This window comes from Neorhizobium alkalisoli (assembly GCF_002968635.1).
In the GTDB taxonomy this organism is placed as follows: domain Bacteria; phylum Pseudomonadota; class Alphaproteobacteria; order Rhizobiales; family Rhizobiaceae; genus Neorhizobium; species Neorhizobium alkalisoli.
This window is the reverse complement of the sequence record NZ_PVBN01000011.1, coordinates 81,264-101,535: the sequence shown is the minus strand read 5'-3', so window position 1 is coordinate 101,535 and position 20,272 is coordinate 81,264. Positions and strand designations below refer to the sequence as shown.

20 protein-coding genes are annotated in these 20,272 nt (G+C 57.4%); 7 read left to right on the top strand and 13 right to left on the bottom strand.

Annotation, left to right across the window (positions count from 1 at the left end):
• Positions 1 to 2: 2 nt before the first annotated feature.
• The 6 genes from C5L13_RS21840 to C5L13_RS21810 form a co-directional block, all read right to left on the bottom strand.
• On the bottom strand, positions 3 to 251 hold the full coding sequence (locus tag C5L13_RS21840) for a hypothetical protein (protein ID WP_158693504.1): 249 nt from the start codon (positions 249 to 251) through the stop codon (positions 3 to 5).
• Positions 252 to 306: 55 nt separating this feature from the next.
• The gene (locus C5L13_RS21835) at positions 307 to 609 is read right to left on the bottom strand and encodes a hypothetical protein (protein WP_105385376.1); all 303 of its coding nucleotides are present in this window, start codon (positions 607 to 609) and stop codon (positions 307 to 309) included.
• 46 nt (positions 610 to 655) lie between these two features.
• Entirely contained in the window at positions 656 to 1,636 is a 981-nt protein-coding gene (locus C5L13_RS21830) for a TerC family protein (RefSeq protein ID WP_105385375.1), read from the bottom strand.
• 171 nt (positions 1,637 to 1,807) lie between these two features.
• A complete protein-coding gene (locus tag C5L13_RS21825; protein ID WP_105385374.1) occupies positions 1,808 to 2,476 on the bottom strand; it encodes a DUF2161 domain-containing phosphodiesterase in 669 nt (222 codons plus the stop codon).
• Positions 2,477 to 3,336: 860 nt separating this feature from the next.
• A complete protein-coding gene (locus C5L13_RS21815) occupies positions 3,337 to 4,521 on the bottom strand; it encodes a PAS domain-containing sensor histidine kinase (protein WP_105385373.1) in 1,185 nt (394 codons plus the stop codon).
• 31 nt (positions 4,522 to 4,552) lie between these two features.
• A complete protein-coding gene (locus C5L13_RS21810; RefSeq protein WP_105385372.1) occupies positions 4,553 to 5,341 on the bottom strand; it encodes an alpha/beta fold hydrolase in 789 nt (262 codons plus the stop codon).
• Positions 5,342 to 5,721: 380 nt separating this feature from the next.
• Here C5L13_RS21810 and C5L13_RS21805 point away from each other — a divergent pair, with 380 nt between their 5' ends.
• The 5 genes from C5L13_RS21805 (at position 5,722) to C5L13_RS21785 (ending at position 9,789) form a co-directional block, all read left to right on the top strand.
• Entirely contained in the window at positions 5,722 to 6,366 is a 645-nt protein-coding gene (locus tag C5L13_RS21805) for a lysophospholipid acyltransferase family protein (protein WP_105385371.1), read from the top strand.
• Entirely contained in the window at positions 6,363 to 7,310 is a 948-nt protein-coding gene (locus C5L13_RS21800) for a phosphatidate cytidylyltransferase (RefSeq protein WP_105385370.1), read from the top strand. The genes C5L13_RS21805 and C5L13_RS21800 overlap by 4 nt, the downstream gene beginning before the upstream one ends.
• The gene (locus tag C5L13_RS21795) at positions 7,310 to 7,705 is read left to right on the top strand and encodes a hypothetical protein (RefSeq protein WP_105385369.1); all 396 of its coding nucleotides are present in this window, start codon (positions 7,310 to 7,312) and stop codon (positions 7,703 to 7,705) included. Before C5L13_RS21800 ends, C5L13_RS21795 begins: the two co-directional genes overlap by 1 nt.
• Positions 7,702 to 8,364, top strand: a complete 663-nt coding sequence (locus tag C5L13_RS21790; RefSeq protein WP_105385368.1) for a CDP-alcohol phosphatidyltransferase family protein — start codon at positions 7,702 to 7,704, stop codon at positions 8,362 to 8,364. The genes C5L13_RS21795 and C5L13_RS21790 overlap by 4 nt, the downstream gene beginning before the upstream one ends.
• 123 nt (positions 8,365 to 8,487) lie before the next feature.
• Positions 8,488 to 9,789: a hypothetical protein gene (locus C5L13_RS21785; protein WP_105385367.1), complete on the top strand. Its 1,302-nt coding sequence runs from the start codon at positions 8,488 to 8,490 to the stop codon at positions 9,787 to 9,789.
• 3 nt (positions 9,790 to 9,792) lie between these two features.
• Here the strand turns inward: C5L13_RS21785 and C5L13_RS21780 are convergent, their stop codons facing one another.
• The 4 genes from C5L13_RS21780 to C5L13_RS21765 form a co-directional block, all read right to left on the bottom strand.
• Positions 9,793 to 10,365, bottom strand: coding sequence for a hypothetical protein (locus tag C5L13_RS21780; RefSeq protein WP_105385366.1), 573 nt, complete (start codon positions 10,363 to 10,365; stop codon positions 9,793 to 9,795).
• Positions 10,352 to 10,915 carry a hypothetical protein gene (locus C5L13_RS21775; RefSeq protein WP_105385365.1) on the bottom strand — a complete coding sequence of 188 codons (564 nt, stop codon included), beginning with the start codon at positions 10,913 to 10,915 and terminating at the stop codon, positions 10,352 to 10,354. The genes C5L13_RS21780 and C5L13_RS21775 overlap by 14 nt, the downstream gene beginning before the upstream one ends.
• Positions 10,912 to 11,496 (bottom strand): hypothetical protein, encoded by a 585-nt coding sequence (locus C5L13_RS21770; protein ID WP_105385364.1) that lies wholly within the window; start codon positions 11,494 to 11,496, stop codon positions 10,912 to 10,914. The genes C5L13_RS21775 and C5L13_RS21770 overlap by 4 nt, the downstream gene beginning before the upstream one ends.
• Positions 11,497 to 11,651: 155 nt before the next feature.
• A complete protein-coding gene (locus C5L13_RS21765) occupies positions 11,652 to 12,497 on the bottom strand; it encodes an alpha/beta fold hydrolase (protein WP_105385363.1) in 846 nt (281 codons plus the stop codon).
• 267 nt (positions 12,498 to 12,764) lie between these two features.
• Between C5L13_RS21765 and C5L13_RS21760 the strand changes: the two genes are divergently transcribed.
• Entirely contained in the window at positions 12,765 to 13,535 is a 771-nt protein-coding gene (locus C5L13_RS21760) for a class I SAM-dependent methyltransferase (RefSeq protein ID WP_105385362.1), read from the top strand.
• Between the two features lie 238 nt (positions 13,536 to 13,773).
• Here C5L13_RS21760 and repC read toward each other — a convergent pair whose 3' ends face one another.
• From repC to repA, 3 genes are all read right to left on the bottom strand, one after another.
• Positions 13,774 to 15,111 (bottom strand): plasmid replication protein RepC, encoded by a 1,338-nt coding sequence (gene repC / locus C5L13_RS21755; protein ID WP_105385361.1) that lies wholly within the window; start codon positions 15,109 to 15,111, stop codon positions 13,774 to 13,776.
• A gap of 181 nt (positions 15,112 to 15,292) precedes the next feature.
• Positions 15,293 to 16,300 carry a plasmid partitioning protein RepB gene (repB, locus tag C5L13_RS21750; RefSeq protein ID WP_105385360.1) on the bottom strand — a complete coding sequence of 336 codons (1,008 nt, stop codon included), beginning with the start codon at positions 16,298 to 16,300 and terminating at the stop codon, positions 15,293 to 15,295.
• The gene (repA, locus tag C5L13_RS21745) at positions 16,297 to 17,511 is read right to left on the bottom strand and encodes a plasmid partitioning protein RepA (protein ID WP_105385359.1); all 1,215 of its coding nucleotides are present in this window, start codon (positions 17,509 to 17,511) and stop codon (positions 16,297 to 16,299) included. The genes repB and repA overlap by 4 nt, the downstream gene beginning before the upstream one ends.
• 1,588 nt (positions 17,512 to 19,099) lie before the next feature.
• On the opposite strand from repA, the gene C5L13_RS21740 reads away from it, so the two are divergent.
• A complete protein-coding gene (locus C5L13_RS21740; protein WP_105385358.1) occupies positions 19,100 to 20,200 on the top strand; it encodes an RHE_PE00001 family protein in 1,101 nt (366 codons plus the stop codon).
• Positions 20,201 to 20,272: the final 72 nt, after the last annotated feature.

Here is a 20,272-nt window from a genome sequence, read left to right as displayed (position 1 = left end):
AATCAAAGCGACTCTTTGAGCCCAGATGATTGCCCCGCACCGGCGGTTGCTCGATCCAGCCTGTCAAGCAGGTTTTGGAACATTTTCTCCGAATCATGGGGAACGCCGAAGGCAGGCAACCTCTTGAGTTGCCTTACCACCGTCGGATCGCCTGCATAGCGCAAGACCAGCTGCGACAGCTCGTTGTGAGTTCCTGTTTCCATAACCGCAAAAACCCCAAGAGCCCGAATATGTTCCGCAATTTTCGCCATGGCGGCGGAAGTAATGCCGCATATGCGCGGAAATCCACTTCAGCCTACCTGGCGGTTACACGTCCTCGCCGGCTCCGTTCAGGGCATTCAGGAGCACTTTGCATTGGGGGTCTTGGCTATCCAGAAGCTCAGATGGCGAGGTGTTGCCGATTGCTATGCTAACGGCATTGGTCACTGCCCAACCGTAATCACCGGCGGCTCGTTCGATGAGTCGAGGGCCCTGGGTCATCAGACAGTCCTGAGACTGTCGGACAATCTCCATGGGAAGCCTCGCGCGCTCGGCCTGCTCCTGTAGCTGTGCTTGCAGCGGATCGATGACGAGAATGGCAAAGATCCAGCCGATGAAATCCGAGATCATATTTGTTTCCTTCGTTCAGTTAACCGTAGCCTACGTTCAGAGCTAATTACGCAGGCTGCTGCTCTCGCGTTTTGAAGAGGCTCCAGACCACGCCGGCCGCGATGATCGCGAAGGTAATGGCGAGCGAGAACGTAGCCGGGAATTTTTCAAGTCCGAGGAGATCAGCCACGAAGATCTTCGAGCCGATGAAGATAAGGACAACGGCCAGCGCCGGTTTCAGATAACGGAAGCGATGGATCATCGCAGCAAGCGCGAAATAAAGTGCGCGAAGCCCGAGGATCGCAAAGATGTTCGAGGTGTAGACGATAAACGGATCCGTCGTGATGGCGAAAATCGCGGGGACTGAATCCACCGCGAAGATGACGTCGGCCACCTCGACCATCACCAGCGCCATGAAGAGCGGCGTGATGAACCATGTCATCTTACCCGTTCTGGGGTGTGCCTTTTTGAGGAAAAACCGCTCGCCGTGGTGTTCTTCGGTGACGTTAAAGCGGTTGCGCATGAAGCGAACGAGCACGTTCTTCGAGACGTCGGGTTCGGCCTCCTTGAGGACCAGCATCTTGATGCCGGTTACGATCAGGAAGGCAGCGAAGATATAGAGGATCCAGGCGAATTCGGCGACCAGCGTCGCACCGACACCGATCATGATGGCTCGCAGCACGATAACGCCGAGAATGCCCCAGAAGAGCACCCGATGTTGGTAGATGCGGGGCACGGCGAAGAAGGAGAATATCAGCGCGATGACGAAAACATTGTCGAGCGCCAGCGTTTTCTCGACGACGAAGCCTGTCAGATAGGCGAGGCCCGCGTCGGAGCCGAGATACCACCAGACCCAGCTGCCGAAGGCCAGACCGAGCGCAATATAGAGAGCGGAAAGCTTGACGCTTTCGCGGACGCCGATTTCCTTGTTCTGCCTATGGAGAATTCCAAGGTCGAACGACAGAATGGCGATGACGAGTGCAAAAAAACTCGACCACATCCAGAGCGGCGTTCCCAGCCACTCGACGAGCAAGAACGAGAGATCCAAAGGGAGTCCCCTATCGGCACAGGTTGTCGGAAAAACGGTCCGACATCGCAAGAGTGCCGAAGCTCTCGCCAGAGGGGCCCGGACCAGCGGGTCGCCTCCCACTTGGGGATTCACTTCCCAGCGGTCAAGGGTTCGGGGGCAAACCTGTTTCCTGCAGCGTCCTCGGAATGGCTACTGCGCCGCCTGCATTTCCGGTTGCGGCCATCGCTCCAGTGCTTCCCGTCCGGCATCAGTCAGGCCATAGACCCCTCTGTCGAGCCGCTGAAACCACCCATAGACATTGGAAAGCAGGATCTTGCCCGCCTCCGGTACACCTGCCCTGATATCCCGCACCGCCAGGGGTCCGGATGCCAATGCGGCTGCGCAGCCAAGCGCCTGCTGGCGATATGCCGTCATGACCGGGGCGCGGGTGCTGCCACCGAGGGCCGGATCGCCACGCCGTTTCTGATGCTCGCGCATCAGCCTCGAGCGTCGCTTCGGATTGGTCCGCGGCATCGGCGATACGGAACCGACGATGATGCTGACGTCACCGGCATCTGAAATTCCGAGCATGCCGATGCCGAGCCGGCGGCAGAGATCCCGGTAGCGCTTATCTGCTTCGCGTCCCTTGCCTTTGCGCGAAACTCTGGCAGCGATCCAGACCTCGTCTGAAACGGCAGCGCGATCGACGGCCTGCAGAATGAGCTCGAGATTGAAGCTCATCTTCAGTTCGCAGACCACGACAACAGGCGGATCATCCTCGCTCAGGCCCACGAGATCGCAACCGCCGACTTCGCCCTTGACGACATATCCTGCGTTTTCGAGAAAGCCTTTGACGGGTAGATAAAGCGAAGTTTCCATTGGCCTGCGGATCAACGTGGGGAATCGTTCGATAAATTACATCGATCTGCCCATGTGGAACATCGCATCTCCGCGAGCCCGTATATCCATCGCGTCCGTTTCTTCTGGCGGCCTGAAAGAGAAAGCCAAATCTTCCCCGATGCGGTCCAAGCACACGACGGATTGCAGCAAATCCGTCGTAAGCACCCAGGAAGCCAAATTTACTAACTCAGAGAGAAAGAGACGGTTCGACCGATTTCTCTTTCATTTTACCGAAAACGCGACCTGTCGCGATCCCGATCGTAGTCTCGCCGGTCGGTATCATCCGAGGACGTTGCTCCCTGCAGACGATCGAGCACCTGCAAGAGGAGATCCGCACAGTCTTTTGTCGGTTCCCCATCGGCACATCGCAGGTCAATCGTTGTTCGGCCGTTCTCTATGCGAAAACGCGCGCCCCGCTCCCGCGGGAGTGGCGGATGCATCCGCCACTCGCTTTTGCTTAAGTCTTCGCCGGGTTCGCGAAGACCGGGTGGCGGAGCATCCGGCCTGCGATCACCCTCCACCTGCGGTGGTGGATTTGCGGGTGCTTCAGGGGTCTGTTGCGCGTAGGTCATGCCCGCCGATAGCGAAAGCGCAGCGGCCGTCGTGATAAGAAAGCGTTTCATGTCGTGACCTCCGATTTCAGATGGCCAACGAACGGCTGCGTAATGGGTTTGTTCCGACCAACATGCATGCCCAACAACAAAGAAGCCATGGCTATGATTGCTCTCGCTCTCCAGTGAGAGAGCCCCGCTACGATGTGAAGCGCGCCGGCGGCTGATGGACGTACCGTTCGCTAGGGATAACGGCGCCACAGATAGTGCTGGGAGCCCGGCAATTAATTAGTCGGGCGTCGCTGAGCTTGCCGGCATTGTGAAGGTGAATTTTGTTTCCTCTTGGTCGGACCGAACCTCGAGATATCCCCGGTGGCTGCGAGCAATTTCGGACGCTATGTAAAGTCCCAGGCCAAGACCCTGGTTTCCCGATGAAGCTCCAGCGCGAAAAAATGGCTGAAACAGACGATCCTGTATATCTTTAGGTATGGGAACTCCGTGGTTTCTAACCGTGATCGTGAGTTCATCGCCTGAGATGCAAGCAACTATTTTTATCGGCTTGTTGCCTGCCCCGTGGGTCAATGCATTGCCCATAAGATTCGATACCAACTGTGCGATCCTGGCTGGGTCGCAGTCGACAGGGCTTGGCAATTCGAAATCACTTGCGATTGCTCGGGTGGGATGCGAGCTCCTGAATTCCTCAACCACCTGTTCCAGCGTGGGCTTCAGGTCGGTGCGAGAGATCTCTACATCAATTCCTGCCCCGCTCTTCAAGCGGGCGAAGTCAAGCATGTCGTTGATCAGACTAAACATGCGCTCCGTGCTGCTGCTCATCAGAGCCAGCACCCTTTTTGCTTTCTCCGTCTGCGACTCTTTCGACAGGATATTCAATCCGCCGACGATAGAGGCGAGCGGGTTCCTAAGATCATGCCCCAGAATGGCGACGAACTGTTCCCGAAGGCGGGCCACCTCCTGTTCCGCAAGAAGTCCACGCTGGAGGCGAATCCGTTCGACGAGGCCTTCGGTAACTCGCCTGGCAAGTCCCTCGTTGAGAGCTTGAAGATCCTGTTTTGCTTTCTCCGCTGCCCGGCGGGCATCCACCAGCTCTCGCTCGTATTTTCGCCGCCCCGTTGCTTGAAACAGCGTCACCCGCGTGAACAGGAGGTTACCATCTTCCGATTGCCTCTCAAGAGCATTGGCCAGTACTGGGATGTACTCACCGGTAGAGCTGACGAGATCGAGAGCGACCTCATTGAAGTAGCCTTGCATCCTCAACAGAGGTGCGAAGTGGGTTTCATGGAAAATCTTGCCGGGTACGCTGAGCAGGTCATGGAAGCGCTTCCCGAGAAGATCATAGCTGTCGGCATTCAACCAGTTACAGAGTGTCTTGTTTACTTTAACAATGACGCCGTCGGCACCCAAAGACAGATAGCCGCAGGAGGCGTTCTCATAGAGGTCTTCTAAATCCTCCATGAGCGCATCCTTCCCCACTGTGGATTCCTGTTCACACAAATTCCTTGATAACCTCTATAACCTTGTCCGGCGCGCTGAGATTGGGGCAATGGCCCGTGGCGTCGATCACGATCAACTCCCCCTTCGGCAGCCTATCCCGGACGTATTCACCCACCCTCTGCTGAGCGATGACATCCTCTTTGCACTGGACGACCAGCGTTCTCGCGGTAACCTTGGGAAGGTCATCCCGATTATCCGAAGTGAAGGTTACTCGGGCGAAGGCCCTGGCAATGTCGGGGTCGGTCCGGCAGAAGCTATCCACTAGCTCAGCGGAAAGTTCCGGTCGCTCCGGGTTGCCCATGATCACCGGCCCCATTGCCGCGGACCATCCCATGTGATTGTCGTCCAGGAAGTCCAGCAGCTCCTCAATCTGCCCCTCGGAAAACCCTCCTACATAGTCCCCGTCATCAATGTATCGAGGCGACGGCCCGATGAGAACAAGGTCACTGAAGAGGTCGGGAGCTTGCAGAACGGCAAGCGCGCCTATCATGGCGCTGACGGAATGCCCAACGAACACCCCCTTTGAGATTTTCAGTTCCCGGCACATCTCCACCACGTCGTCGGCATAGCCTGACAGCTGGGAATATCTCTCCGGGTCGTATGCCGCCAGGTCGGATTGGCCGCAGCCAACGTGATCGAACAGGACAACCCTGAAATCTTGCTCGAAAGCAGGTGCCACAAGCCGCCACATATTCTGATCGCAGCCGAAGCCGTGGGCAAAAACCATCGCCCGGTCGCCGTCACCGCGTACGCTGACGTTGTTCCTCTTAATGACGGACATATCCCCTCTTTGAGCGAGATCACCAGCTGGGAAACATCTCCGACCATCCACCCGACCTGCCGAAGATGCTGATAATATAGAAACGGGTAGAGAGATTTCTACCTCGCCATTCGGGAAATCGGAGCTGGACCAACTGTCACATGGTCAGCGCCATGCGACCTGAATGCTACCACTCAGGCATGGCATGGGACCCATCGATGAGTGGCGCGCGGGGTCACACCACGACGCTACTTCGACGATCAATAGACATCCCGTCGTTTCTGTGTTGGTCCAACACGGCATGCACTGTTTTTAGCTAGAATCTGCAAAGCTACTTTCTTCCGACGGCGACGGTGCTAGAGTTTTGATCAGGGATCTCGCCAACTTCTGCCGGGGGGTGAATGAAGGCATTTGTGACAACGGCCGCAGCGGCGGGAATCGTCGTGTTTGCCCGCGCGGTCACGGCGGTTCGCGCGATTTGGCCCGAGGAAGGGTTTCCGCCCCGCCCCTGCATATATTTTGCCAACCATTCCAGCCACGGCGACTTCGTTCTGGTTTGGGCGGTGTTGCCGCCAAGGCTCCGCCACCAGGCCCGTCCGGTCGCCGGTGCGGAATACTGGCTGAAATCGCGGCTCAACCGCTTCATCGGCCGTGACGTTTTCAATGCGGTTCTCATTGCAAGGGAGCGGGATAAAAGGACAGAGGATCCCATTGCCCAGATGGCTTCGGTGATCGACACCGGATCTTCCCTCATCCTCTTTCCGGAAGGGACGCGAAACCAGTCCGATGCCCCGCTTCTTCCATTCAAAAGTGGAATTTTCCATCTGGTCACCGCGCGCCCCGATGTCGATCTCGTTCCGGTCTGGATCAACAATCTCAACCGGGTAATGCCAAAGGGAGAGATCGTCCCGATACCCCTGATCTGCACAGTCACCTTCGGTAACGCCCTGCGGTTGTCACCGGATGAAGCCAAGGACGCCTTTCTGGCGCGAATGCAGACGGCTCTTTTAGCTCTGTCTCCTAGGCCTGCAGGGAGTGATGAATGAGTGCCGCGAGTTCCGACCTCTTAACGCTGGTGGCCGGTATCTTCGGCGTTCTGATCCTCGCTTCAGCCATCGGTTACGTGCTGCAACAGCGCCTTTCGCCGACCGGTTCGAACGCGTCGATCGAAAACCTCAATGCCCGGATCAAGGCCTGGTGGATCATGGTTGTCCTGATCGGCATTGCTTTCGTAGCGGGCCGCATCGGCGTTCTCATTCTATTCGGTTTTTGCTCCTTTGCCGCGCTGCGGGAATTTGTGACACTCATCAATACCCGCAGGGCCGACCACTGGGCACTTGCCGCAGCCTTCTTCATTGTGGTGCCAGTTCAGTATTATCTACTCTGGGCGGAAGAGTACGGCATCTTCTCGATCTTTATTCCCGTCTACGCGTTCCTGCTGATGCCCATAATATCCGTGCTCCGAGGCGATACGGAGCGCTTCCTGATCCGCATTGCGGAGGTGCAATGGGCGCTGATGATCTGCGTCTTCTGCGCCTCGCACGTCCCCGCGTTGCTGACTCTGAACATACCCGGCTACGAGGGACGCAACGTGCTGCTGATCGCCTTCCTGGTGATCGTTGTTCAGTTGAGCGATGTATTGCAGTATGTGTGGGGCAAGCTGTTCGGGCATACCAAGATCGCTCCCAAACTATCTCCATCGAAAACCGTCGAAGGCTTTGTCGGCGGCGTCATCAGCGCAACTCTGATAGGTGCTGCGCTTTGGTGGATAACGCCATTCACGCCAGGGGAGGCAGGACTTCTTGCCTTCATCATCACGCTGATGGGTTTCTTCGGCGGTTTGGTGATGTCGGCGATCAAACGGGACCGCGGCATCAAGGACTGGGGCAATCTCATCGAAGGTCATGGCGGACTGATCGACAGACTGGATTCAGTCGTCTTCTCGGCGCCGATCTTCTTTCATATCGTGCGTTATTGGTGGTCACTGTGATGCCGGATGCGCTGAAATGGTTTTTACGCAGCGGAACCGTTCATGTGCTGTTTGCTTTTCTCGCCATGGGCGGCTGGGCGGTCTTTGCCAATCGTGCTTATGAAATGCCAAGACCGCTCTATTCCGGTCTGGTGCAGGGAGCGATGTCCGCCTGCCTGACGCTCTTCCTGAAATCGGTGATCGATGGACTTTCTAAGCGGTTTGACGGCCTTACTCGATTGTGGGGGCCACCGCTCATTGCCTGTCTCGGCTCGACCACTGTTCTCGTAGCGATCCATGCGGCAAGCGGAACACCGGAAATCCTCAAGACCGTCGCGGTTCCGCTTCTGGTGTCTACCAGCTACGCTGCGATCTACAGCTATACGATCTTTGCGAGACGAGGTGCCGGCACATGATTGAGACAAGCGACAGGCGACCTTTGGCAAGCCGCAACACCCGCTGGGCAGCCTCGATCGCGCGATGGATGGCGTCGAAAACGATTACCCCTAACCAGATATCCCAAGCCAGTATCGTGGCAGCTGCTATTGCGGGAGGCGCCTTTTATCTTTCCGGTCAAACGATCGGTTGGTCCCGCGTTGCCTGTCTACTGGTAGCCGTCCTTTTCTGCCAAGTGCGGCTGCTTTGCAATCTGTTCGATGGCATGGTTGCTGTGGAAGGCGGAAAGGGAGAGCCGGACGGACCGTTTTGGAACGAGTTCCCCGATCGTGCCGCCGATCTTCTAATCTTCGCAGGCGTCGGATATGGAATCGACATGCCTGGTCTCGGCTGGGCGGCGGGCGCTTTCGCCGTGCTGACGGCCTATGTCCGAGAACTTAGCCGGGCCACAGGCAATCCAAGCGACTTCTCCGGCCCAATGGCCAAGCAGCACCGAATGGCTGCAATCAGTGCGGCGGGATTGACGTCAATCCTGGAACCCTTGTGGGGCGGGCACAATCAGATCCTGACAATTGGCCTCGCAGTGGTTGCGTTCGGGGCGGCCTTCACCGCAGCCCGCCGCGCAAAGACGCTGATCGCGCGTCTCAAATCACAGGCAACAACCCAGACATCGGACTAACCATGTTAGTGAATACCGCCTTCTCCTAAGGAGGCGAACAAAACGGCATCGGCTCGAAGGTTGCAGCAAGCCGGTTTACTCTCCATGTTCCATTCGGAATCGATGAGCTGAATCGGAGACCGAATGATGGAAGGCGTGGTCAGTTCTACGAGCGCACCGTTCTTGAGCGGAGTGCTGCGGCTGCCTTGGCTGACGCTTCGTTTGCTAAAGCGTTTCTGGCCGCAGCTCATGGTCCTTTGGCTCCTCGGTATCATTTGCAACACGTTGCTTACCGAGCTTGCGGTGATGATCGGTCGTCTGAACGCGCTGGCCGGACTTTCCACACTTGCGCTAGTCGTCCTCTCGAAGCTTGTTGTCATCGTGGCAATGTTCGAGACCGTTCGCCCTGGCCTGCCGGCGCTTGACGCGGCCTCCCGTGGGTTCGCTGACGGCTCGGAGCGTGGTGCCGCGAAAGACGGCAAGGCGACGGGCTTTGTCGCCGCTCTGACTTTGACCCTCGTCCCCTTTTTCGCCTTTTATGCCGCCTGGGGTTTCCTCGGCGACACGGTTCGCGAGTACTCGAAATTGTCGCTCGATCTGATGATGTTCGGTGAGGGCGCCAACCTGTTGGATGTTTCCGGTGGCGCCTGGTTGTTTTTCTCGGTCGCCGCCGCCTGGGTGATCAGGCGTTTCGCCAAGTTCATGCACAAGCGCTCCAAGGCCTCGGTCTGGCCGATTGTAATCGTCATCTGTGAGGCGAACTGGGCTTTTATCGGTCTCTTCGTCATTGCCAATTGGGAGGGCGAGATCCGTATGTGGCTCGGGCAACTGCCCGCAAGGATCAGTGCATTTTTCGGGCTTGTCGACCCGATCGGGGATGCTGCGGCAGCGACGATTTTTCCACCGCCACCCGAGACCGCCCCAGCGCCATTTCTCGACGGCGTCACCAGTCTCTTCTTTTATGCCCTTTATCCCGTTGTATGGATGACCCCCGCAGCCCTCATCTACGGCTATGACATTAACGGCGACAGGCCGGTCACGGAAGGTCGGGTCGCAGGAGCGATCGCACGCTGGCAGGCTCTGCCCAAGGCGGTGCGGGACTTCATCTCGCACTTCATCGAGGGCACGTTGAAACGTTACCGGGCGCTGGCCGAGGGTGTGGGCTTGGCATTGAATTCAGGGTTCGGCCTAGCGCTTGCCGCCATCGTGCTCTACCGCATGCTCGATTGGGGCTCAGCCTGGGCATGGTATGGCTCGACCCAAATCATCGGACCCCATGAGCTGCCGTTATGGCAGATCATCGCGCAGGCGATTTCGCTTTTGCTCGGCAGCCCTAGTGCGCCGGGCGATGGTGTTTTGATCATGCCAATAAAGGTATGCCTGTTGGCGGCGGCGCTGGAAGTCGGCTTTGCTCAGGGTCGCTCGTGGCACCGCGCGACGCGCTGAGCGTCATTTCAACCCAAGCGGAAAAGAGATGGCGTCAGGACGAGTTGCAGAGAAGCTGAGGTGCACCGATAAGGAATGGGTGGCCTCAGCGGGGACGACGAACTTTTCCTCGATCAGAACGGCGCCATCCACTGCCGGCGGATTGCGGGAGGCGGCACCGCAGCCGTCGACAGGTTTAACCTTGGGATCGAGATCACGGCTAATGCTGTTCGACAGCGCGAAATCGAGAGGCAGCCAGCGCCGACCTTTATCGTCATTCAGCGTGAGCTGGCATTGCGACCAGCCCTCGCCGATCTCTGCCGCGGCAGATGCCACCAGACGCACGATGACAAGGCGCATCTGTCCCGGAAACGTCACCTTGGTGTCGCGCCCGTTGCCGATAAGGCGCGCCGTCTCAAGCCGCCAAGTTGCACCTGCAAAGGGTTCGTTGCCATCGCCCGGACGAATGCGCTCGATCCGGTGAACATAGTCGCCCACATTGCGCCATGCGTTGACGGCAAAGGCGCCGGTGAGCAAAAATGGCAGACTGAGCAGACAGAACCACCAGAGTTGCCTTTCTCGGCTAGATGCCGTCATCGTCGATCTCCAACCTGTCGCGGACTGGGATGTTCGCCCCGTCGAGCGAGACAGCAATCTCGTCTTCAAGTCGTGGAAAGGGCTGACGTGATAGAACCAGTGTCATCTCGGTCATCTCCTCCTCTGGCAGTTCGAAGACAATCATGCCCGTCGTCGGCAGGCCCGGCTGCAGCGTCTTGTTCGATAGAAGCTGGGGAGCGCCATCAGCGCGATGGCTCTGCCGATAAAGACGACCGGAGGCCCCTCGTATCGATGCGGCGCGAACCGGCATCGTTTCCCATTTCGCCCAAAGCTCCGTCGAAACGAGCAGCCAGACACCGCTTGTCTGCCGCTCGATGTTCCGGCCATACCGCTTAAAGGTGATCGTGTTGGCCCGCAGGACCTTGTTGACCTTGACGCTGAAGGTGTCACTCGAAACCGTGTCCGCTTGTGCTCCAGCCACCCTGATCGGCCCGGTCAGCATGGCATAACGCGGCGTCGTCGACTGAAAGAAGGCCAGGGCGGAACCGGCCGCAGCAAGCATGACGACGGCGAGCAGACCACGAATCATTGGGAGTTTCCGTCATCCAGCGGCAGTTCGACCCGCGCTACAGGTTCGGCGGCAAACCAGCCGGGCGCCGCATAAAGATTGTCCTGCGCCTTGAAGACGGCACCAACAACGGAAAGCTCGATCGAATCCGGCAATTCCTGTTCTGTCGGCAGCTGCCAGGCCACCTTAACGGTTTCCGGCATCAGTGGCTGCAGGCCCCGGAGGACTTCGCGGTCCCGTTCCAGATAAAATTGCGGCCGTGGTGCATCCGAGATGTTCTCGAGCTTCAGGGTATCCCCGTAGACGTTTGAGGTCTCGGCAGAGCGGTTTTCCAGAGTAAGATCGAGGACCAATGCTTTCTTGCCTTCCGGCACCCGGGTACCGTCGGGCATTTCCGAGGCCAGGGCAGCAGAATTGAAGGTCACATTCCAGCGCCCTGCATCGATCATGGTACCAGCCATGACTCTTGGGACATCGTCGGCATTGCGGGTCTCGTAGATGGAAACCCCAAGCGAAATGGCCGCAGCCAGAAAGCCGCCGATCCCAGCAACGATCCTGGTCGCAAGCCCCTTGTTCGCCTTTCTGATACCAAAGCGTTTCATATCAGATGCCCGACCTCCCTGCGGCGTCCTGACTTGGATGTTTCGCCGGTTTCCATTCCTGGCGAACGAACCTCCAAATCAAAGAAGCTCTAAGTCGTTTCACTAAATGGCGTGCCGTTTTTGCTCGGACAAGATATTTGGCAGCTTTAAGATTGTTACGCACCGGTGTGAACGTCCATCGACGAAACGATTTCATCCCAATCCTCGCGATGAATTTCGTGACCGCCGCCCTCAAGACGGAGAAATCCTGCGCCTTCGACGATTTCTGCCAGTAGTTCGCCGTGCTCGATCGGGAAGATCGGATCTGCTGTACCGTGGACGACGAGAAGGGGCACGGCCAATTCGCCTAGCTTGCTCTTCCAGACGTCGCTGCGCTTCAATATGAAATGATTTGTTGCACTGAGGAAGTTTTTAGCGCGCCTGACGTCGCGCTCCACAAGATTACGGGCCTCCTCCTCATCATAGCAATGCGCCATACCAGCAATGATCCGCGTATCCTGAACGATGTATTCGATAACCTGAGCGTCGTCCGTCCAATCCACGCTCTCGCCTGCCGCCGCGTGCTCCATATAGGCATCGCTAATCTGCGGTAGGGTCGAGGTGTCAACGCCGATTGGCGAGGTAGAGATCAGCGTCAGCGCGCTTACTCGCGCTGGATGGGTCAGGGCTGCGATCTGTGCGATCATCCCGCCGAACGACATGCCGACCAGATGTGCGCTATCGATGCCGTAAGCGTCGAGCACACGCATTGCGTCCTCGGCCATGTCGTCCATGGAATAAGGCGGGTTGCCTGGCTCATAGAAGGTCGAAAGGCCGGTGTCGCGGTTGTCGTAGCGGATGACATACCGGCCACGGGCGGAGAGCTGCTGGCAAAACTCTTCGGGCCACCACAGCATCGAGGCCATGGCACCCATGATAAGCAGGGTCGGTTCGTGAGCCGGCTCACCAAAAGCCTCGGTGGCAATCTCTACGCCGTCGGCCACAATGATGCGTTCGGTCATTTCGGTGGCTCCTTCCCTTGGAACGGGTGATGTGGAGAGCTGAGATGCAGGTGCTTAGGTTCTAGTGCAGGGGAATCGTGGCAGTAAGGATTGCGGCCGCTGCGTGATGTATGGGCCTGCCGCAGGCTGGCCATCCGATTGCATTTAACAACTAGTCATGCTATCGCACAACCAATCTCATTATGCAACCGGTTTTCAGAGGGAGACCAAAGCGCCGAAAAAGCAAACTTAGCCCAACAACCGAGACAAAACCGAGCGAGGGTGGAGATGTTGGATCGTGCTGATTTCTACGATGCGGAATTAAAGCGGCACAATAGGTATTTGCGGGGTGCTGCAAGCGTTGGAATACGTGACCATGTCCTTGATGTTGGTTGCGGCGCAGGTCAATCGGCGCGGGAGGCTGCCAATGTGGCGGTGGAAGGTGCCGTAGTCGGCTTGGATACGTCCTTGGAGATGCTTGAGATCGCGCGACGACGTTCCGACGAAGCGGGATTGCGAAATGTGGTGTTTGAGCAGGGTGATGCCCAGAACCATCCATTTCCCGCTGCCAGCTTCGACCTCTGCATCAGCCGGTTTGGCGTGATGTTTTTTACCGATCCGGCGACGGCGTTTGCCAATGTCGCTCGTGCGATGCGTCCCGGCGCGCGCCTCGTATGGATGGTTTGGCAGAGCCAAGAGCACAACGAATGGTCTGGTGCCATTCGGCAAGCCTTGGCTCCGGGAACTGCGGTTTCCGCAGATGCCTTCAAACCGTTTTCACTCGGCGATCCCACCATGGCTACACAGCTTCTGCGCACAGCCTGTTTTATCTCGATCGATTTTGCGGAAGTACGAGAACCGGTTTTCTACGGGCCAGACGTGGATAAGGCGCTTGCTGCAGTGATTGATCTCTACCTGGTTAAACAGGCGCTGGCGCAAACAGACGAAGCGCCCAACGAGGTAGTGGGGCGGTTGCGGGAGTTACTGAAGGCGCATATGACCACGGAGGGCGTATTCTTTGACTCCCGCGCATGGATTGTTACCGCCCGCAGGGGATAGTGTGGTTGGTAGGTCCTTTGCGCTCCCTGAAGCAGAGGTATAGTCAATCAAGGACGGTCGTTGAGGGCCGCTCGACCCGTGTGCTATTCTCGCTGTCGGTCACCCTCTTGACAGGATCACCCACACCGCGTCTCCACGCCCGTATGCAAGCGTTGGAGCCGGCGAGATGCCGGCATTGATTGCGTCGCGGCAAAGCCTTGCAGATGCTGCGGAGTTGTTGTGAGCGGCCCGCACCGCATTAGGCCGGCGAAACAGTAACATATTGCTTCCCTTGAGATGATTTTTCCTTGTGAAAGCTAACCGATCTCTCAGTTTCGCTACTGGGGATGCGAGGTCTGGTATGTGCCCGCAAGACGGCCATGAGCATGCCATTTGGAACAAATTCGCGGCGCTCGCAGCGCTTCGTCAGATCACGTAAATACCCACCAGGGGAGTTGATGGATGTTGCACGTTCGAGAATACAGGCCATGACAATAGCTGTTGTTTCCATCCCCATGACGGCGCAGGCCTTCCCATAGGCAGTGGTACTTACATCGAGCATTGAACGGACGACCATGGCAGCGCTGGCAAGATCACGCCAGGTCCGAACAGCTCTGGCCGGCGCATAGTCGATGATTTGAGGGCATGCTTGGAGCACCAGTTCGAGAGTAATCCGTTCCGGTGATGGTGTATGAATGATCGTATTCTCAGCGTTATTCCGCATCTGTTGTATGTTTTCGATGTGCTGGTCTGTTGGATCTGAAGCTGGAAAGTGGTCACGAATGTAGAGGGGTTCAGAATCAGAAAGGAAGTTTGGTTTTGAATCCTGTTTGTGGCGCTCATCTTGAGACTCATTGCCGCTCAGATTTCGCAGTTTTACTTGTGACTTCAATTCGTTAACGATGAGATCGTGAAGTTCGATCATCCGTTGCCGGATTGGCAAGAGATCGTGGAGTGTGGCATTGCGGGGGATTTGAGAGGTAATGGCGCGAAACTCCATCAACACGTCATTCCAGTTTCCAGGAAGCGCTTCAGCGATGGCTGTCGCGAGAAGTTTGGAGACATCGCGTCGGCAGATGCTGATCTGTTCTTTGATCGCTCTTAGGGTTTCGCGGTCAATTATAGTCTCGGCGGCAAGACCGTCGATTTCACAAGCCCTGGCCAGCATCGGCGCAAGGCTGAAACCAAAAGCTTCGCTGATTTGCCCGCTCCTGGCGCGTCGGGCATATCGTTTGCCATTCGGACTATCCTTGCGGAAAATTAGCCCGGCCTCGATCAAGAGAGAGAGATGTCTGCGGAGAGTTGCGGGTGTCATTCCTCGCGCCCGCAGAGAAAGCTGCGCGTTTGAGGGGAAAACAACAAGGCTGCTGTCCTGGTTGAGCTCGTCCTCAGGATAAAAAGTCAGGAGTGCGTCCAGAACGGTCAGAGACCGATCACTGATGCCCAGCGCTCTACGGGCCTCGCAGACGGAACGAAACAGCTTCCACTTGTTCCGTCGCATTCCAGGCTCGATCTGGCTGGCGAGATGCTGATTTGCCAACATGCCAAGCGACATCGACCGCCGCCCGAAGGGCGTCGTTATAAATTCACGTCTCATTTGCCTTCACCTTGGTTTAGGCAAAAGAAATCCACCCGCCCGAAAGGCGCCAAAACTCTTGACAGTGATTCTCGGAAATGCGATTCTCGAAGCTGTCGAGACTACGAGGAAAGCTTCCGTGACGGTAACGTTCGGGGGCTTTTTTCTTTTGCTGGATGCTCCTGCTTGTGTTTTGGTTCGATCAGTTCTTGGAGCGGTGCTCTTCGAACAGAGTTTTGAGTCGGTCGAGTACGAAGGCAGCAAATTCCGGCGCTTCCCTTCGATCGATTAGGATTTCGACCCGGGTGTCGTTGTGAGTGACCTTTGCTAGGCGGGCGCCTGTGCCGGTGGCCCAGACATCTGACTTTGCTTTTTGCGGGCGTGGCTTCAGATACTCGATCAACGCCTTGAATCGATCTTCAGATTCCCGGTCGGTGAGCTCGGATTTCTCCAGAAAGGCTCTTGCTCGCTCTATGACCTTGTCACTGGACAAAAGGTCGGCGAGTTCCATCCAGCTACGCCGCCCGACCGAGGGTGCAGGACCAATGATGTCTATAAGCTCGGCTGGAATGCGTGAGATCACCGAGAGCATGTTGGACAGATCGCTTTTATAAAGCGACATCGCAGCCATGATGACGTCCCGAGGAAAACGTTGCTGCAATCGCTGCGCAAACCGCGCTTTTTCGATATAGGTGAGGTCTTGGCGTTCGTTGTTTTCCTGACCTTGAGCAACGACCAGCTGTTCGTCCGTTAGTTCGCGGACAACGGCATTGATCTGCAGGCCGAGTTCGGTGATTGCGCGTAGGCGCCGGTGCCCGAAGGCGACCTGATAGCGACCGGGAATTTCCGAGTGAGGACGGACTAGGATTGGTACCTGTTGGCCCTGTTCACGGATCGAAGCCACGAGCCGATCATGGGCTTCCTTGGCGCCGGGCATACGGTCAGGAATGAAAGAGGGGTCGATATCGGCGGTATCCAGGGCGACGACGGCATGGCCTTGCGACAGTCGCCGCTCGATCTCTTCGGCCCGACGATTGCGGTCGTTCACTTCATTCAAGGACTGGCCGATCGCACCCACCGGCGAACGTGACCCGTCCTCCAGCAATTCGGGTGAACCGAGGATCGGCCGGAGACGATTCTTGGAAGGCCGAATCTCCGGCTGAGCTGGGGCTGAGGACTGCAGATTGGCGAAAACGTCTTTTCTGCTCATGCGGCCCTCCCCCACGCTTTCTTGATCAGGGTCTCGATTTCGGCATTGACGTTGTTCATGGCTTCTAACGCGCGATCATATGTCGAGCGCGTGAACTGTCCGCGCTCGACTTCAAAAAGCGTGTTGTTGGTAAGCCCGGCATCGGAGACGGCGGTGCTTTTCAACATCGGATGGATCAGTACGTGCTCTCCGAATATGGAGCGCAAGAATGCGACCATCTGGTTCTGAGGTCCGTCGCTAGGCTCGAAACGGGTTACAAGATAGCGCATCCAGTTATAGTCGGAGCGGGCACCTGCATTGCTGATCTCTTCGAGAAGATCGCCCGTCATTGCCAGAAACTGGTTCATCGACATGACGTCGAGCATTTGCGGATGCACCGTCACAAGGACGGATGTGGCTGCGGTCAGGGCTGAGAGCGTAAGATAGCCAAGCTGCGGTGGGCAATCGATCACGACGACATCATAGAGATTCTGCGCCTGGGCGAGAGCCTGTCCGATTCGTGCAAAAAATAGAGTGTCGCCGACCTGCCGCTTCATCAGTGCGCGGGGGGTCTCGTGCTCGAACTCCATGAGTTCGAGGTTGCCCGGGATGAGATGTAGATCTGGAATGTAGGTGGCCCTGACAATCTCGGCGATCGGGCGGCGTTCGCCATCATAACGAATTGCGCCGTAAAGTGTCTCGTTCGGGCCGACGTCGAGCTCGGGCTGATGCCCGAAAAGGGCCGAAAGGCTTGCTTGTGGATCGAGGTCGATGGCGAGGACGCGGTAGCCCCTCAAGGCGAGGTACTGGGCCATATGAGCCGAGGTGGTTGTCTTGCCGGAGCCGCCTTTGAAATTCATGACGGCGACAACTTGGAGCGCCTCATCGCCGCGACGGTGGGGCAGGTACCGGCGCCCTCCCCTGCTGCCCTGGTCAAGATGAACGCGCAATGCTTGAATATCTTCGGCCGAGTAGCTTCGGCGACCGCCGGTTTGGCTGGCAGCAAGTTCCGGCATTTCAGCCGCGACCTGGCGCAGGTAGCCCTCGCCGATGCCAATCATCCTTGCGGTCTCAGCCGGGGTAAAGTTGCGGATCGTCTTTTCCGCGTTCGGCGGAAAGACGGCCAGATGATGCGCCTGCAACTGTGCCGACAGTGCAGCGGAATGGTGCTGGATAAGTCCCTTGAGGTCCGCCACCAGAGGGACGACGTTCTTCTCAACAGCTTGCTTCATTACTTGAGCGCCTAATTTTTAAAACTACGGTTTTGGGCGAGGAAAACGATTTTTACCGCAGTTGATGAAAGAGACCCGATTCTGTCGATTTGGCAAGGGTTTTTTGGTTAACGAGAGGTAACCCGACCGGCAGTTAGCCGCGGCTAACTGGCATGCCGTTCTGGCCCGGGGTGCCGCACTTTCCTGAGAAAATCAGATTCGCGGGCGCTTCGATAGGTGCTGCGCGATCGTATCCGAGGCAGAACCCGGCTCTCTTCGGTCTCCTCATGACTGCAAGTTAGCCGCGGCTAACTACGGTCGAGTTCCTCAATCGTAATGCTTGCGGCTCGGATAGAGGTGCTGCCTAGTGTGGATCTGCGCGCGTTCGGTCACTCTCGATGGAGCGGGATTGGCGGGCACAGAAATCTCGGGCGTCCACGTTTGCGCGGCCAGTGGAACCCCGCTCCGCCTCCTCGCGGTGGCCGAGCGGGGCTATCTCCTTCGCGAGCACCGGGGCCGGCTCTTGCCGGCGTGGCTGAATATCTGGTTTCGGATTGGGTGGTGACCAAGGGCGCGCCTCGTGCAGGCGAGGTGGAGGGTGTGTGTTCATTAGGTTATTGGCGGCGTGGTCGTGGCGGTGGAGCCTGGATCAGGCCAAGTTGCTCCAGCAACCAGCCATTTCAACGGACTCGATCTGTCGCCGTTGGTCCGGGTCGATACCGAGGGCGATCCGCACTGCTTGGTTGATCATGCTACCCGCTTCTGGGGTCTTTTATATATGGGATGGAGAGCCAAATAGGTAAATGTCTGTGATAAGCGCGCCCGACAGTCGCCTTCAGGCACTCCTTCTCCGCTTCTAAGCGCCGAGATCGACAGCGCCGAAAGGCACGGCCACAGATCGCGTCCGCGATAGACCTAACCTTCTGGTCGATGTCCCCTGCACGTAGGTCTGTGCCAACGCCCGGTCATCTCCGCCTCCAGCAATTCCGCTTCGATGCTCTCAGGAGGTTCGTGAGGGTTCGACAACAAAATCCCATTCATCAGCCCCGGCTGCTTTGGCCTCCGTCCTGTCGTAGCGGCGCTCCCTTCGGGGAGTAGGGCGAACACCATTAATTTGCCGCCACCGCGGCTGTTCGGGAATTTGCTGAACCGTCAGTACTCTTCCATGCGGGGTCTGATGGCAAGAGCAGGGCGAGGGACCGGCGTCGTCGAGGGTCCGTTATCTTTTGGCGTTCGCGGCAGGTCTTGTGGGGCCTGGAAACGAGTGCTCCGTCGGCATTGCGGTGGCTATTGGATTCCCAGCTAAGGACGGATCTATGGTGGCGCAGATGATGATCCATCTGAGTATTGTTCTCTGAACGGCAATCAACGGCGCTTCGGGAATCGGGTTCCGTTGGCTCGATTGACTAGCCAGAGTCGGCCGACGCAGCTATTATGAGTGCTACGATTCGTGATCTGCTCTGGAGAACGAGTTTGTCGTTTTAGCATGCTGATTGAAGCTATGCTCAGCATCCGCCTTCCGTAGACAGTGGCGATTATGGTTAACGCCCAGTGGCGAAACTGAACGGCCTTATAGCTTTCAAAAGGCAAATCAGATAACGCTTTTTCAATGCGTTACGAACTTTCGAAATTACCGCTCCAGAGTCTGCTTTCACCCTTGACTGCAGCAACGTCCGCGCTTGCCAGACTGGACGAGCGGATCGGCCGTTCGCCGCTCGGGGCGGGATGGTCGGCGCGCACTCATTTTTCCGAAGCATGTGCTTCCTTGTGGGTCGACGGAGAGTTGATCCATCTTGAGGACCTGGTGTTGTACGACGCCGGCATGAGCGCGCGCGCGCCTACCCATGAACTCACTATAGCACATGACCTGCTTCGCACCCGCCGGCGCATTCTTTCCAATCCGCCCCAATGGGCCTTGAGCATTGAAGGATTGCGCAGTCTCAGGGGAAGGGGAGGGGGCGACGAAAGGTTCGACGAACTAGCCTTCGCTCCAACCCCTGAGTCTTCACCCGAGGAAGGGGAGGAGGACGACGACCCACTTGCGGTCCATCTTGCCGCCATCGATGCGGTTTTAGCGCGAAGCGAGCTGCTGCTTGCCGAAGCCAGAACGGCCGAGCCCCAGCCGCGGCGCGAACGGGATCCACTGGTCTATGAGACGGATTGGGACGAGGACGAGCGACTTGAGGAGTGGCAAGCGGTCGTTCAGGAGACGGAAGGCCTGCCGCCATTGCTAAGGGCCGCTTTGCTCCTGGATGCCTGGAATGTCCTGCAGGTCTTTCAGCATGCTCCGTGGCTTGGCCGGCAACTACCAGCCGCATTCTTGCGGCAACTTGGCGCCACAAACGCACATCTGGCAACAATCAATCTCGGGCTGAAACAGATCGCGCGCGAGCGTCGTGCAGACCGAAACCGGGACACCCGGTTGAAGGCATTTCTCGATGCGATCACGCTGGCGGCTGAGTTGGGCTTGAAGGAGCATGATCGGCTGCTTCTGGCAAAACAGCAGATGCAACATCGGGCGGCTGGCAAAAGACAATCATCGAAGCTACCGCAACTGATCGATCTTGTCCTGTCAACGCCAATGGTATCTGCCGGCATGATCGCCGAGGCGCTCCGCGTCACCCCTCAGGGAGCGTTGAAGATCGCGGCCGAACTTTCGCTGCGGGAACTGACGGGCAGGGGGAGGTTCCGGGCGTGGGGCGTGATCTGAGAATGGAGCCGGCGGCTCGCTGTCCGGCGGATGTTGTTCTGCAAGCTCGGAATATTCGAGCCTCCGTTTTTA